Raw genomic sequence first — 14,096 nt, 5'->3', positions numbered from 1 at the left:
GGGCCGGGTGCATGCCGGCGCCGCTTACTCCAGCGCGTAGCGCAGGGTGAACAGCACTGCCACCAGCCACACCGCCGGGTGCACTTCGCGCCAGCGGCCGGTGCCCGCCTTCAGCGCGGCGTAGGCGATGAAGCCGAACGCCAGGCCGTTGGCAATCGAATAGGTGAACGGCATCGCCAGCGCACACAGCGCGGCCGGCACCGATTCGGTCAGGTCGCTCCAGTCCACTTCCACCAGTTCGCGCAGCATCAATCCGGCCACGAACAGCAGCGCCGGCGCAGTGGCATAGCTGGGCACCATCGCCGCCAGCGGCGAGAACAGCAGCGCGGCCAGGAACAACGCCGACACCACCAGCGCGGTCAGGCCGGTGCGGCCGCCCACCTGCACGCCCGAGGCGCTTTCGGCGAAGGCGGTGGTGCTGCTGGTGCCGAGCATCGAACCGGCGACGATCGCCGTGCTGTCGGCCAGCAGTGCACGACCGAAACGCTTCTGTGCGCCCGGCAGCTTCAGCAGGCCGGCGCGGCCGACCACGCCATACAACGTGCCGGTGGCATCGAACACTTCCACCAGCACGAACACCAGCACCACCTGCAGCAGCACCGCGATCGGCGCGCCGCCGTCGTGGTGCAGCAGGCCAGGCAGGTCCAGCTGCAGGAAGGTCGGGGCCAGGCTCGGCGGCAACGACACCAGGCCCTGGTACTGCACATCACCCAGGGCCCAGCCTGCAGCTGTCACCGCCAGGATGCCGATCAGGATCGCGCCACGGATGCGGCGTGCTTCCAGCACCGCGATCAGCAGGAAGCCGGCCAGTGCCAGCAGCGGCGGCGCCGTGTTCAACGGGCCCAGCGCCACCAGCGTGTCTTCATTGCCGACGATCACGCCGGATTTCTGCAGCGCGATGATCGCCAGGAACAGGCCGATGCCGGCCACGATGGCCGAACGCAGCGATGCCGGAATGCCCGACACCAGCCATGCGCGCACGCCGGTCAGCGACAGCACCAGGAACACCAGGCCGGAAATGAACACCGCACCCAGCGCCTGCTGCCACGGCAGGCCAGCGGCGCCGACCACGGTGAAGGCAAAGAACGCGTTCAGGCCCATGCCCGGCGCCATGCCAACCGGGAAGTTGGCGGCCAGTGCCATCACCGCCGAACCCAGCGCCGCGGCCAGGCAGGTGGCCACGAACACTGCACCGGCATCCATGCCGGTGGTGCCGAGGATCTCGGGGTTCACGAAGACGATGTAGGACATCGTCAGGAAGGTGGTGACACCGGCCAGCAGCTCGGTGCGCACGGTGGTGCCGTGCTGCTGCAGCTGGAACAGGCGTTCGAACAGGGGCATGGGGAAATCTCGCAAAGGTGTCGCCAGCAAGCGGGCGACCCACAGAAGAAGAAAGGCCGCGCGAGCGCGGCCTTTCCTGTTGCCTTACTTCAGCGCCTTGAAGCGCAGGCGCTTCGGCGCAGCGTCGTCGCCCATGCGGCGGCGCTTGTCTTCTTCGTACTCGCGGTAGTTGCCCTGGAAGAACTCCACGTGCGAGTCACCTTCGAACGCCAGGATGTGGGTCGCGATGCGATCCAGGAACCAGCGGTCATGCGAAATGACGAAGGTGTTGCCCGGGAACTCCAGCAGCGCATCTTCCAGCGCGCGCAGGGTTTCGATGTCCAGGTCGTTGGACGGTTCGTCGAGCAGCAGCACGTTGCCACCCTGCAGCAGGGTCTTGGCCATGTGCAGGCGGCCACGCTCACCACCGGACAGCGAACCGACCATCTTCTGCTGGTCCTGGCCCTTGAAGTTGAAGCGGCCGATGTAGGCGCGCGACTGGATCTCGATGCCGTTGATGTTGAGGATGTCCAGGCCCCCCGCGATTTCCTGGAAGACGTTGTGGTTGCCTTCCAGCGCGTCGCGGCTCTGGTCCACGTAGGACAGCTTCACGGTCGGGCCGACCACGATCTCGCCGGTATCCGGCTTTTCCTGGCCGGTGATCATCTTGAACAGGGTCGACTTACCGGCACCGTTGGGGCCGATGATGCCGACGATGGCGCCGGCCGGCACCAGGAAGCTCAGGTTGTCGAACAGCAGGCGGTCGCCGAACTTCTTGGAGACATTCTTGAACTCCATCACCGCATTGCCCAGGCGCTCGCCCGGCGGGATAAAGATTTCATTGGTCTCGTTGCGCTTCTGGTAATCGACCGACTGCAGCTCTTCCAGGCGGGCCAGACGGGCCTTGCCCTTGGTGCGGCCGCCCTTGGCGTTCTGGCGCGACCACTCCAGTTCCTTCTGGATCGCCTTCTGGCGAGCCTTTTCCTGGTTGTCTTCCTGCTTCAGGCGCTCGTCCTTCTGGGTCAGCCAGTCGGTGTAGTTGCCCTTCCACGGAATGCCGCGGCCGCGGTCCAGTTCCAGGATCCACTCGGCGGCGTTGTCCAGGAAGTAGCGATCATGGGTGACCGCCACGACGGTGCCGGTGTAGCGCGCCAGGAACTGTTCCAGCCACTCCACCGACTCGGCGTCGAGGTGGTTGGTCGGTTCGTCGAGCAGCAGCATGTCCGGCTTCTGCAGCAGCAGGCGGCACAGCGCCACGCGGCGCTTCTCACCACCGGACAGCTTGCCGACCACGGCATCCCACGGCGGCAGGCGCAGCGCATCGGCGGCCACGTCCAGCTGGTTTTCCAGGGTGTGCGCGTCGCCGGCGGCCAGGATCGCCTCCAGGCGCTCCTGTTCCTTAGCCAGCGCGTCGAAGTCGGCGCCTTCCTCGGCATAGGCCAGGTACACCGCGTCCAGCGCGGCCTGGGCCTGCAGCACTTCGCCCACACCTTCCTCGACCGCTTCACGCACGGTCTTGGTCGGGTCCAGTTCCGGTTCCTGCGCCAGGTAGCCGACCTTGATGCCCGGCTGCGGGCGGGCCTCGCCCTCGAAATCGGTGTCCACGCCGGCCATGATCTTCAGCACGGTGGACTTGCCGGCGCCGTTCAGGCCCAGCAGGCCGATCTTCGCGCCCGGGAAGAAGGACAGCGAGATGTCCTTGATGATCTGCCGCTTGGGCGGGACCACCTTGGACACGCGGTTCATGGTGTAGATGTATTGCGAGGACATGAGGTCTCCGTAGGCGCGGCCCTGCGCCCGGTCCGTCACGGGAACATCCCGTTGCGGCAGCGGGCACAGACTGAAAAGGTGTACTGCCAATTATAGCCGGAACCGCTTCCGGGCCGCGCCGGGCAGGGGGCGCCGGGCTGGCTATCGCCTGAATACCCGGTCACAGTCCTGAAACGGGAAGCGTTTCCAGCTGGAAACGGTTCAGATCAAATGCGCAATATGGGCTCACCACCACCCACTCAAGCAGAGGTCTGACATGCGCATCAATCGAGTAATGGCCGGCGCCGTGGCCTCTGTGCTGGCGTTGGGTGCCGTCGCCCCGGCCTTCGCCGACAACGACCACCGCGACCGCCGTGAGTGGCGCGAAGACCGCCGCGAGTGGCGCCAGGACCGCCGTGACTGGGAACGCGACCGCCGCGAGGCCCGGCGTGACTGGGAGCGTGACCGCCGCGACTGGCACCGCGACCACGACCGCTACTACCGCCCGGCACCGCCGCGGGTGGTCTATCGGCCGGCACCGCCGCCGCGCTATGGCAGCTACGGCTGGCGCGTCGGTTCGCCCTATCGCAACTACTACTCCGGCCCGGTCTACGTGGTGAACGACTACCCGCGCTACCACCTGCGCCGCCCGCCCTATGGCCACCACTGGATCCGCGATGACCGCGGCAACATGCTGCTGGTGGCCATCGCCACCGGCGTGATCGCCCAGTACGTGCTCAGCGGGCGCTGAGCCGGCGGTCTGGTCCACGCATGGCGTGGCGTGGCTGATACGGCAGGCGAAACCATACGGGGCCGGATTCCTTCGGGGATGCCGGCCCCGTCCGTTTCGGCCCCAGCAGGCCGGTGCGGGGCTACAATCGAGGGCTGAGTCGTACCCCCTTTCCCTGCCTGCTGGAGTACCCGATGTTCCCGCGTGACGTCCGCATCGAATCCTACGATCCCGAACTGGCCAAGGCCATTGCCGCTGAGACCCAGCGCCAGGAAGACCACGTCGAGCTGATCGCCAGCGAGAACTACACCAGCCCGGCGGTGATGGAAGCCCAGGGCAGCCAGCTGACCAACAAGTACGCCGAAGGCTACCCGGGCAAGCGCTACTACGGTGGCTGCGAATACGTGGACATCGCCGAGCAGCTGGCCATCGACCGCCTCAAGCAGCTGTTCGGCGCGGACTACGCCAACGTGCAGCCGCACAGCGGCTCGCAGGCCAACCAGGCCGTGTACTTCGCCCTGCTGCAGCCGGGTGACACCATCCTCGGCATGAGCCTGGCCCACGGCGGCCACCTCACCCACGGCGCCAAGGTGAATGCTTCCGGCAAGCTGTTCAACGCCGTGCAGTACGGCGTGAACGATCAGGGCCTGATCGATTACGACGAAGTCGAGCGCCTGGCGCTGGAGCACAAGCCGAAGATGGTCGTGGCCGGCTTCTCGGCCTACTCGCAGGTGATCGACTGGGCGCGCTTCCGCGCCATCGCCGACAAGGTCGGTGCCTACCTGTTCGTCGACATGGCCCACGTGGCCGGCCTGGTCGCCGCTGGCGTCTACCCGAGCCCGCTGGAACACGCCCACGTGGTCACCTCGACCACCCACAAGACCCTGCGCGGCCCGCGCGGCGGCATCATCGTGGCCAAGGGCGCCGACGAAGACCTGGTCAAGAAGCTGCAGTCGATCGTGTTCCCGGGCATCCAGGGCGGTCCGCTGATGCACGTCATCGCCGGCAAGGCCGTGGCCTTCAAGGAAGCGCTGGAGCCGGGCTTCAAGGCCTACCAGCAGCAGGTGGTGAAGAACGCCCAGGCGATGGCGACCACGCTGATCGCGCGCGGCTACAAGATCGTCTCCGGCGGCACCCAGAACCACCTGATGCTGGTCGACATGATCGGCAAGGACGTGTCCGGCAAGGATGCGGAAGCCGCACTGGGCAAGGCCCACATCACCGTCAACAAGAACTCGGTGCCGAACGACCCGCGTTCGCCGTTCGTGACCTCGGGCTTGCGCCTGGGCACCCCGGCGGTGACCACCCGCGGTTACGTCGAGCAGGACTGCGTGGACCTGGCCAACTGGATCGCCGACGTGCTCGATGCACCGGCCGATGAAGCGGTCATCGCCCGCGTGCGCGACGCGGTCAGCGCGCAGTGCCGCAAGTATCCGGTCTACGGCTGACCGGAGAAGGGGTCAGCGCCCTTTCCTGACGGAAAGGGATCCAACCCCGAAGCCCGTATCGAAGCAGGGGTCGGAACCCTTCCCGCAAGGAAGGGCTCTGACCCCGGCATCGGAGCACCCGCGCATGGACGAGCGCCGCCTCAAGTACCTGTATGCCGCTCTTGCGGTGGTGTTCGGCCTGCCGGGAGCGCTGCTGGGCGGCATTGTCGCCCTGGTGGGCGTGTACGGCGGCCTGACGCAGGAAAACCGGCTGCTGAGCCGGTTGCTGATGGTGCTGCTGGGCGCTGTCGGCACGGTAGGCATCGTTGTCTGGCTCCGTATCAGCGTCGATTTTCTGCTGCACGGCCGGCCGGGCCTGCGGGCCGTGAGCCGCATCGGGTGGTGGGGTCTGCTGCTGGGTGCGCTGGTTGCCCTGTCCATCGCTGTACTGGGCGTGGTGGTCGGGTTGACCGAACGCGCGGAGGGCTTTGGCCTGTTGCTGTTCGGCCCGCCACTGCTGGTACCGGCCGCGATGCTGCTGTGGCTCAAACGCCGCCCATGACGCGGCCCATGGAAGGAGACCGGATGCATGGATGAGCATCTGCACAAACGGATGGTTGCGGTGGGCGGTCTCGTGCTTGGCCTGCCTGCACTTGCTGCCGGCGGAACCGTCGCGGTGCTGGGGCTGATGGTCGCGATGGACGGCAAGTACCTGTCTGGCAACGAACCCACGTTGCTGCTGCTGTGGTCGCTGGGTGGGATCATCGGCCTGCTGTCATGGCTGTGGCTGAGCGGTGTATGCCTGCGGCGCGGCCGTGATGGACTGCGGCAATCGTCGCCGGCGGCGTGGGTGGGCTTGCTGCTGGGCGTCCTGGCCGCGCTGGCTGTGGTCGCCGTCACGCTGCATCTGGTGTTCAAGGACGGCGAGTTCGCGCTGCTGAGCTACCTGGGCCTGGGACCGCCGTTCCTGTTGCCGGCCGCACACCTGGCGTGGTTGCGCTGGGGGACGTGAGCCGGTTATCCGTGCGCTGATTTTTAAGACAAGTTGCATGGTAGTGGGCGCGCGCCCTGCCTAAGCTCCCAGCGGTCTTCACGGTTGGGATACCGCATGAATCCGCTGGGTCGCCTTACGCACGTCAGGTTGCGGTGGCATCTGTTGCTGTTTTCCATTCCGTGCGCGTTGGTTGGCGTGCTGGCCACATGCGCGCTCTTCATGGTGTGGCTCGCCAGGCCGCAGCCATCCGAAGCGTTCCTGATGGCTGCCGCCAACTGGGTGGTGATGTCGGTCTGGAGCGCCTATGCAGCTGTAGTGCTGGGCGACAGCTGGCGGACTGCGGGTATGGAAGGGCTACATTCGCATGCGGGCTGCCTGGCGGCGCTGCCCATCGTTTCTGCGTTCCAGGCCACTGCGGCGGTGGCGATGCTGTTCACGGCCATTGGGTGGGAGCCAGCAGCTCTGCTGTATACCCCCTTCCTGATGACTATCTGCGCTCCATGGGCCAGTTTGAGCTGGCATATGCGGTGGCTTTCAAGGCAGGAGGAGTAAAGCCTTCGGGGCACATGTCGTCATTGCCGCTGGGACGGCACGACCCGCGGTTTCAAAGAAATTGCATGGTTTGCTGGGGAAAGCCGGCCTAGGTTTCCTGCATGGACACCTCAATGCGCACCGTACGCCGTCGACACGGCCTCTATCTGCTTCTTCATAGCCTGTTTTTCTCCATTCCCTGCGCATTGGCTGGCCTGGCGGGCCTGCTGGTGCTGCTGTGGGGATGGGCACATGGCAGCGGCAAGGGAGCGTTTCTCGCATGGGGTGCGGCTTGGGGTGTGCTGTCCGTGGCAGCGTGCATTCTTGTTGTCTGGCTGGCAAATACATGGCAGACGCGTGGACCGGACGGATTGAAAGCGGCCGCGCCAATGCTGATGGCGCTGTTTCTGCTGTCTGCCGCTCAGGTTGTGTCCGCATCGATCATGACGGTCCCGGGCTTTGGATGGGAGCCGATTCTGCTGGTGTTGGCGATGGGTTGGGGAGCTCCCTGGCTCAGCCTCGCCTGCCACTTCCGATGGCTGGCAAAGGGCGGCGGGCCTGAGTGAAGAAGCGCGGAGATTGCTGCTGCGCCCCTTCTCAGGTACCTTTGCGACGCTGCCACGACCGTGGCCGCAGGTCTTCTCGCGAGCCAGGCGTTCCATGTATTGCCCCTTCTGCCAGCATGCCGATACCCGGGTCATCGACTCGCGCGTCTCCGAAGACGGCGCGACGATCCGTCGTCGGCGTGAGTGCGAGGCCTGCAACGAACGCTTCAGCACCTTGGAGACGGTCGAGCTGAAGCTGCCGGCCATTGTCAAAAGCGATGGCACCCGCGAGGCCTTCGACCAGCGCAAGGTGCGCGCCGGCTTCGACCGCGCGCTGCAGAAGCGCGCCGTGCCCGAAGAGAAAATCGAAGCAGCGGTGCGCGCCGTGGTTCACCAGCTGCGCATCAGTGGCGAACGCGAAGTGCCTTCCATCAAGGTCGGCGAGTTCGTGATGAACGAACTGCGCAAGCTCGACCATGTGGGTTACGTGCGTTTCGCCTCGGTGTACCGCAGCTTCGAGGATGTGGCCGATTTCCGCGAGGAGATCGAGAAGCTGGAACGCGAACTGCCTTCAAGCACCGAACAGCTGCAGCTGCTGGGCGATGTGATCGCCCTGACCAAGAAGAAGAAGGGCTGACGCCCTGGTGGGTGCCAACCCTGGTTGGCACAGAGACCGCATGGCATGGATCCATGCTGGCGGCGTTACCATGGCGGCATGACCACCCCGTTCTCCGTCCTTGACCACCTGCACATGGCCAACGCGTTGCGTCTGGCCGAGCGCGGTGCCTACACCACTCGCCCCAACCCGATGGTCGGCTGCGTCATCGCCCACGGCGAACGCGTGGTCGGGCAGGGCTGGCACCAGCGTGCCGGTGGGCCGCATGCCGAAGTGTTCGCGCTGCGCGAAGCGGGCAACGAAGCGCGCGGTGCCACCGCCTACGTCACGCTGGAACCCTGCGCGCACTACGGGCGTACACCGCCCTGCGCCCTGGCCCTGATTGAGGCTGGCGTATCGCGCGTGGTCGCGGCGATGCGCGATCCGTTCCCGAAGGTCGATGGTGGTGGCTTCGATCTGCTGCGCGAGGCCGGCATCGACGTAGCCGAGGGTTTGATGGCCACGCAGGCCCGCGAGCTCAACAAGGGCTTCCTGTCGCGCGTGGAGCGCAACCGTCCGTGGCTGCGGGTGAAGCTGGCCGCCAGCCTGGACGGCCGCACCGCGATGGCCGACGGCACGTCGAAGTGGATCACCGGCGCGGCGGCGCGCGAAGACGTGCAGCACTGGCGCGCGCGTGCGGGCGCCATCCTCACCGGCGCCGACACCGTGCTGGCCGATGACCCGATGCTGACCGTGCGCCTGGCCGATACCGAAGTGATGCCACCGCTGCGCGTCGTGCTCGACTCTCGCCTGCGGTCGCTGGAATGCAGTCGTGTGCGCGAGGGTGGGGCGCCGACGCTGTACCTGCACAACGCGGTCGTCAGTCCCCCCGACGCAGCCGACGCCGCATTTGCCAGCGTGGCGCTGCGCCATGGGCACCTCGATCTGGGCGCGGTACTGGCGCTGCTGGCCGAGCGCGGCATCAACGAAGTGCACACCGAAGCGGGCGCAACGTTGGCCGGCGCGCTGCTGCGCGGTGGCTGGGTAGACGAACTGCTGCTGTACCTGGCGCCCACGTTGCTGGGTGACAGTGGCCGCCCGTTGCTGGCTGGCCTCGGCATCGACGCGATGGACCAGCAGCGCCGCCTGCGCGTGGTCGATCAGCGCCAGGTGGGCGAGGACCTGCGGTTGCTGCTGCGCGCGTAATGCTCTGGTAGAGGACGGCCTGGGTCGGTGCTGGGCCATCATCCACGCATGATGTGGATGATGGCCCAGCCTGCATCGTTACCGGCTCACGCGCACGCGTCGGTCCACATCATCTCGGCGATCGGGCGCAGTGCCTTGCACTCCTGGGTCATCTCCTCGGCCGACTGCACCTGCGCCTTGGCCTTCAGTTCCTCGGCCATCGCATCCACGCCGCTGATCTGTTCCGGTGCGATCTTCGCCACGCAGGCACGATGCTGCTGCAGCAGCAGGTCGCAGCCCGGCACGCCGGTCACCTTCGGTGCGCTGGCCGCCTGCGCGTCCTGCATCCAGTCCTCGAACGGCGCCAGCGCGCCGGCCACGGTGCCGACCAGATCATCGAAATTGCCGCTGTACCAGTAGCCGTTTTCCTTGGCCGGGTACAGGGTGAAGGTGCCACTGACCGGCACGCGCGCGCCCGTCTGCAGTGCCTGGGTGTAGGCATCGGTGAACTGCTTGCGCACGGCCGGGCTGGCATCGGCGGCCAGGCTGGCGGCGAACAGCGGGCGCACCTTGTCCAGATTGGGCACCTGGCAGCTGAAACTGATCCGCGCCAGCTTCTGGTCTTCCACGTATTCGTTGTCTTCAATCACGCTCTGGGTGGCGCGGCACTTCGAATCACGCAGGGCCTTGGCGTACAGCGCTTCGGTGGCGGCAGCGTCCACCTTGGCGCCGGTGCTGGCCAGCACGGTCTGCCAGGGTTCGGCCAGTGCCTTGGCCAGCGCACCCGGGGTCGGGGTCACCGCATCCTTGCCCTCGAACGCGGGCTTCAGCGCATCGTTGAGCGCGCGGGTGGCGGCGGCATCGTCCTCCAGCAGCACGCGTGCATACAGGTCGAAGGCATGCTCGGGCGAGAGCGTGGCCGGTGCGGCGGTGGCGAACGCAGGGGCGCACAGCAGGGCGCTGGCGAGCAGGGTGCGGATTGGGGTCTTCATGACGGTGTTTCCTGTTCCAGAGGCGCGCAAGCCTAGCGCATCTTCGCGCAGGTTCGATGGCGGCAGGGGGTCACGCGCGGGTGTGCGTGGGCCAAAAAAACGGGCCCCTTGCGGGGGCCCGTTCGATCGCACGACGAGGAGCGATCGTTGGATCAGAAGCTGGCGCGCACGCCGGCCGAATACTGGGTGACGTCACGGTAGCCGGAGATCTCGCCCACCAGGCCCCAGGTCCTGGTGAAGTTGATCTGGCCGCCCAGGGTGCCCACCCAGGTGCCCTTGAAGTTGTTGCCGCCATCCATGTAGCCGGTCTTGACCCAGGCTTCGGTCATGGGCGAGGGCTTGCCGCGCAGGCCCACGGTGACGCGGCCCAGGTTGGTGTGGTCCTTCAGGCGCTCGGAGTAGCCGTAGTAGCGATCGGTCAGCTCAACGTTCTGGCGCACCCAGGCGGCGTCGGCGGTGAAGTCGACGCGGTCGGTCCACGGCATGTGGTAGCCGATGCCCAGCTCCGGCTGGTCCAGTTCCAGCTTCAGCGAACCGTCGTTGTAGTGGTAGGTCTTGCGGGTACGCGACCAGCCGCCGAACACGTGCACCTGCTCGGAGAGTGCGAACGAACCGCGCAGATAGGCGCCGTCGACCTTGGGGTCGTCCAGTGCGTTGTCGTCAACCTTGACCTGCGTCCAGCCGCCTTCCACGTAGGTGTAGCTCAGGGCGTCGGCCGAAGCCGAGAAGGGGGCGGCGGCCAGCAGAGCGGCCACGATCAGGATCTTGCGCATGGGAATTCCTGTGAATTTCAGTCCATTGGCGAGCCGGCCCTGCGGGCGGCCCGTGGCGACCTCATGTCGTCCGGCGACGGATTTTAATGAAAATTTTACAGAATGCGAGCCGCGGGGCGAAGGCATGGCCAGCAACGCGACGCCGGTCACAGCTGAACGTGGGATGGCCCGGCCCTGCGCGACCCCGGCAAAGCGGCTGGTACACTACCCAGGCCGGTTCGCCGGTACACAAACGTCTTCAGGGCGGGGTGCAATTCCCCACCGGCGGTAGGTGCGCAAGCACGAGCCCGCGAGCGCCCCGGCCTACGCCGGGGGTCAGCAGATCCGGTCCAATGCCGGAGCCGACGGTCATAGTCCGGATGAAAGAAGACGGTGCCACAGGGCTCTTGCCCTGCGTGCGCCTGTTTGCCTTGCGGCGTTTTTCGCTCACTTTTCGCGGAGAACGTTACTTGTTTACTGGAATCATCGAAGGCGTCGGCCGTCTGGCCGCACGCGAATCCATCGGCGGCGATGTCCGCTTCACCTTCAATGTCGGGAATCTGCCGTTCGACAACGTGCAGATGGGCGAGAGCATCGCCATCAACGGCGTCTGCCTCACCGTCATCGCATTCGACGCCAGCAGCTTCCAGGCCGATGCCTCCACCGAGACCCTGGGCCTGACCACGCTGGGCCAGTTGGGCGAGGGCGCGGTCATCAACCTGGAGCGCGCCATGCGCCCGACCGACCGCCTCGGCGGCCATCTGGTCAGCGGCCACGTCGATGGCCTCGGCCAGGTGCTGTCCATCCACGAAGACGCGCGCGCCCAGCGCTGGCGCTTCGCCGCGCCGGCCTCGCTGCGCCGCTACATCGCCAAGAAGGGCTCGATCTGCGTGGACGGCGTCAGCCTCACCGTCAACGAAGTGGATGATGAAGGTTTTGAAGTCGCCCTGATCCCGCACACCGTGGCCAACACCGCCTTCTCTGCTTCGGGCGTGGGCAGCGCGGTGAACCTGGAAATCGACCTGGTGGCCCGTTACGTCGAGCGTTTGATCGGTGTGCCGACCAACGGTCAGCACCCACATGGAGATGCCGCATGAATTTCGCCCCGATTCCGGAAATCCTGGAAGAGATCCGCCTGGGCCGCATGGTGGTCATCGTCGATGACGAAGACCGCGAGAACGAAGGCGACCTGATCATGGCCGCCGAGCTGGTCAAGCCGTCGGACATCAACTTCATGGTCACCCACGGCCGTGGCCTGGTGTGCCTGCCGCTCACCCGCACCCGCGCCGCCGACCTCGGCCTGGCGCCGATGGTGCAGGCCAATACCGCACAGTTCCAGACCAACTTCACGGTCAGCATCGAGGCCGCCGAGGGTGTCACCACCGGCATCTCGGCACACGACCGCGCTCACACCATCCGCACTGCGGTGAAGCCGAATGCAAAGCCGGCCGACCTGCACCAGCCGGGCCACATCTTCCCGCTGATCGCCCAGCCGGGTGGCGTGCTGACCCGTGCCGGCCACACCGAAGCGGGCGTCGACCTGGCCATGCTGGCCGGGCTGGAGCCGGCCGGCGTACTCGTGGAGATCCTGAACCCGGATGGCAGCATGGCGCGCCGCCCGGAGCTGGAAGTGTTCGCCCGCGAGCACGGCCTGAAGATGGGCTCCATCGCCGACCTGATTGCCTACCGGCTGGCCACCGAAAAGACCGTCGAGCGCGTCGATGAGCGCGACATCGACACCGAATTCGGCCCATTCAAGCTCGTCACCTACCGCGACCGCATCGCCCACGACCTGCATTTCGCCCTGGTCCGTGGCACCCCGGACGCGGAAAGCCCCACGCTGGTGCGCGTGCAGGTGGAAAACCCGCTGGCCGACCTGCTGCACTGGCGCCGTGATGATTTCGGCGTGGCCGCCACCGATGCCCTGCGTGCGATCGATGCCGAAGGCGCGGGCGTGATGGTGGTGCTGTCGGCCCCGCGCGATGGCGAGGCCCTGCTGGCCCGCCTGCGCCAGCAGCCGGCGCCGGTGGTGCCGGGCAAGGACAAGGATGTGGGCCAGTGGCGCCGCAACGGTGCCGGCGCGCAGATCCTGTCCGACCTGGGGCTGGGCAAGCTGCGCGTGCTGGGTACCCCGCGCCGCCAGGTCGGCCTGGCCGGGTACGGCCTGGAAGTGGTGGAGACGGTGGCCCTGTAAGTCGCCGGCACTACCCACGGGCGCCCCGGGGCCCATCCACGGTAGAATCACCCCCTTATCGAGTCCCCCAAGCCGCATATGAGCCACTACGAAGGCGATCTTCGCACTCCCGAGTCGGCGCGCTTCGCCATCCTGGCCAGCCGCTGGAATGCCCGCATCACCGACGCGCTGGTCGCGGGCGCCCGCCTGAGCCTGGCCGGCAACGGCATCAGCGAAGCCAACATCGACGTGATCCGCGTGCCGGGTGCCTGGGAACTGCCGCTGGTGGCCGCACGCCTGGCCGCCGCGCATGAACACGCCGCCATCCTCACCCTGGGCTGCGTCATCCGTGGCGATACCCGCCACTACGAACACGTGGCCGACCGCTGCGCCGAAGGCCTGATGCGCGTGCAGCTGGATTTCGGCGTGCCGGTGCTGAACGGCGTGCTGGCGGTGGAACGCGCTGAAGACGCCGAGGCCCGTGCCGGCGGCAGCCACGGCAACAAGGGCGAAGAAGTCGCACTCGCCGCATTGGAAATGGTCAACCTGCTGGAGCAACTGCCATGAACAAGAACACCCAGGGCAAGCCCTCCGGTAAACCCGTCCGCCGTGATGGCGTCGACCCGGTGCTGCGCTCGCGCGCCCGCCGTCGTGCCGTGCAGGCGCTGTATGCCTGGCAGATCTCCGGCGGCAACGCGCAATCGCTGATTGCCCAGTTTGCCCACGAGCAGGCCCGTGAGATTGCCGATCTGGCCTATTTCGAAGCGTTGGTGCATGGCGTGCTGGACAACCGCCGCGACATCGACGAAGCGCTCGGCCCGTACCTAGACCGTGGCATCGAAGAAGTGGACGCAATCGAGCGCGCCGTGCTGCGCCTGGCCGGCTACGAGCTGCGCTACCGCCTGGACGTGCCGTACCGCGTGGTCATCAACGAAGCCATCGAATCGGCCAAGCGCTTCGGTTCCGAGCACGGCCACACCTACGTCAACGGCGTGCTGGATCGTGCCGCCGTGGAATGGCGCAAGGTCGAATCGGGTCACTGACCCGCCTGTGGTAGTGCCGGCCGCTGGCCGGCAGCTGCAGGGATCCTGAGGTTGCCGGCC

At 66.8% G+C, this 14,096-nt stretch carries 16 protein-coding genes and 1 riboswitch; of the genes, 12 read left to right on the top strand and 4 right to left on the bottom strand.

The genetic code is table 11. The features are described 5' to 3' along the window. Window positions 1–24 precede the first annotated feature (24 nt). The gene (locus tag O0J73_RS08045) at window positions 25–1,341 is read right to left on the bottom strand and encodes an NCS2 family permease (protein ID WP_164087428.1); all 1,317 of its coding nucleotides are present in this window, start codon (window positions 1,339–1,341) and stop codon (window positions 25–27) included. Window positions 1,342–1,425: 84 nt separating this feature from the next. Continuing rightward, the gene (ettA, locus tag O0J73_RS08040; RefSeq protein WP_005412220.1) at window positions 1,426–3,090 is read right to left on the bottom strand and encodes an energy-dependent translational throttle protein EttA; all 1,665 of its coding nucleotides are present in this window, start codon (window positions 3,088–3,090) and stop codon (window positions 1,426–1,428) included. 256 nt (window positions 3,091–3,346) lie between these two features. Here ettA and O0J73_RS08035 point away from each other — a divergent pair, with 256 nt between their 5' ends. The 8 genes from O0J73_RS08035 to ribD all read left to right on the top strand — a co-directional run bounded on the left by O0J73_RS08035 (window position 3,347) and on the right by ribD (window position 9,097). After that, complete coding sequence (locus O0J73_RS08035; protein ID WP_008267952.1) at window positions 3,347–3,820, top strand: RcnB family protein; 474 nt, start codon at window positions 3,347–3,349, stop codon at window positions 3,818–3,820. A gap of 173 nt (window positions 3,821–3,993) precedes the next feature. Continuing rightward, window positions 3,994–5,247, top strand: a complete 1,254-nt coding sequence (gene glyA, locus O0J73_RS08030) for a serine hydroxymethyltransferase (protein ID WP_308308450.1) — start codon at window positions 3,994–3,996, stop codon at window positions 5,245–5,247. Window positions 5,248–5,371: 124 nt separating this feature from the next. Beyond that, window positions 5,372–5,788, top strand: coding sequence for a hypothetical protein (locus O0J73_RS08025; protein WP_004154181.1), 417 nt, complete (start codon window positions 5,372–5,374; stop codon window positions 5,786–5,788). A 27-nt stretch (window positions 5,789–5,815) separates the two neighbouring features. After that, window positions 5,816–6,238, top strand: coding sequence for a hypothetical protein (locus O0J73_RS08020; protein WP_308308449.1), 423 nt, complete (start codon window positions 5,816–5,818; stop codon window positions 6,236–6,238). Window positions 6,239–6,334: 96 nt separating this feature from the next. Then, window positions 6,335–6,772, top strand: coding sequence for a hypothetical protein (locus O0J73_RS08015; RefSeq protein WP_308308448.1), 438 nt, complete (start codon window positions 6,335–6,337; stop codon window positions 6,770–6,772). A gap of 113 nt (window positions 6,773–6,885) precedes the next feature. Beyond that, window positions 6,886–7,317, top strand: a complete 432-nt coding sequence (locus O0J73_RS08010) for a hypothetical protein (protein ID WP_308308447.1) — start codon at window positions 6,886–6,888, stop codon at window positions 7,315–7,317. Window positions 7,318–7,411: 94 nt separating this feature from the next. Further along, complete coding sequence (nrdR, locus tag O0J73_RS08005; protein ID WP_004154186.1) at window positions 7,412–7,933, top strand: transcriptional regulator NrdR; 522 nt, start codon at window positions 7,412–7,414, stop codon at window positions 7,931–7,933. A 78-nt stretch (window positions 7,934–8,011) separates the two neighbouring features. After that, complete coding sequence (ribD, locus tag O0J73_RS08000; protein WP_308308446.1) at window positions 8,012–9,097, top strand: bifunctional diaminohydroxyphosphoribosylaminopyrimidine deaminase/5-amino-6-(5-phosphoribosylamino)uracil reductase RibD; 1,086 nt, start codon at window positions 8,012–8,014, stop codon at window positions 9,095–9,097. A gap of 86 nt (window positions 9,098–9,183) precedes the next feature. Here ribD and O0J73_RS07995 read toward each other — a convergent pair whose 3' ends face one another. Together O0J73_RS07995 and O0J73_RS07990 are read right to left on the bottom strand one after the other, a co-directional pair. Then, a complete protein-coding gene (locus O0J73_RS07995; protein WP_308308445.1) occupies window positions 9,184–10,068 on the bottom strand; it encodes a hypothetical protein in 885 nt (294 codons plus the stop codon). 152 nt (window positions 10,069–10,220) lie between these two features. Next, window positions 10,221–10,841: a hypothetical protein gene (locus tag O0J73_RS07990; RefSeq protein WP_004154189.1), complete on the bottom strand. Its 621-nt coding sequence runs from the start codon at window positions 10,839–10,841 to the stop codon at window positions 10,221–10,223. Window positions 10,842–11,071: 230 nt separating this feature from the next. Further along, window positions 11,072–11,216: riboswitch (FMN riboswitch) on the top strand. A gap of 74 nt (window positions 11,217–11,290) precedes the next feature. Here O0J73_RS07990 and O0J73_RS07985 point away from each other — a divergent pair. From O0J73_RS07985 to nusB, 4 genes are all read left to right on the top strand, one after another. Continuing rightward, window positions 11,291–11,917: a riboflavin synthase gene (locus O0J73_RS07985; RefSeq protein ID WP_014035963.1), complete on the top strand. Its 627-nt coding sequence runs from the start codon at window positions 11,291–11,293 to the stop codon at window positions 11,915–11,917. After that, on the top strand, window positions 11,914–13,014 hold the full coding sequence (gene ribB, locus O0J73_RS07980; RefSeq protein WP_197563857.1) for a 3,4-dihydroxy-2-butanone-4-phosphate synthase: 1,101 nt from the start codon (window positions 11,914–11,916) through the stop codon (window positions 13,012–13,014). The genes O0J73_RS07985 and ribB overlap by 4 nt, the downstream gene beginning before the upstream one ends. Before the next feature lie 78 nt (window positions 13,015–13,092). Then, window positions 13,093–13,560 (top strand): 6,7-dimethyl-8-ribityllumazine synthase, encoded by a 468-nt coding sequence (gene ribH, locus O0J73_RS07975; protein ID WP_008266794.1) that lies wholly within the window; start codon window positions 13,093–13,095, stop codon window positions 13,558–13,560. After that, window positions 13,557–14,036 carry a transcription antitermination factor NusB gene (gene nusB, locus O0J73_RS07970; RefSeq protein ID WP_008266434.1) on the top strand — a complete coding sequence of 160 codons (480 nt, stop codon included), beginning with the start codon at window positions 13,557–13,559 and terminating at the stop codon, window positions 14,034–14,036. Before ribH ends, nusB begins: the two co-directional genes overlap by 4 nt. The last annotated feature ends 60 nt before the right edge of the window (window positions 14,037–14,096 follow it).

It is taken from the genome of Stenotrophomonas sp. Sm6012, assembly GCF_030985895.1.
Taxonomy (GTDB): Bacteria; Pseudomonadota; Gammaproteobacteria; order Xanthomonadales; family Xanthomonadaceae; genus Stenotrophomonas; species Stenotrophomonas forensis.
The sequence above is the reverse complement of the archived record's forward strand: the minus strand, read 5'-3'. Positions and strand labels throughout refer to the sequence as shown.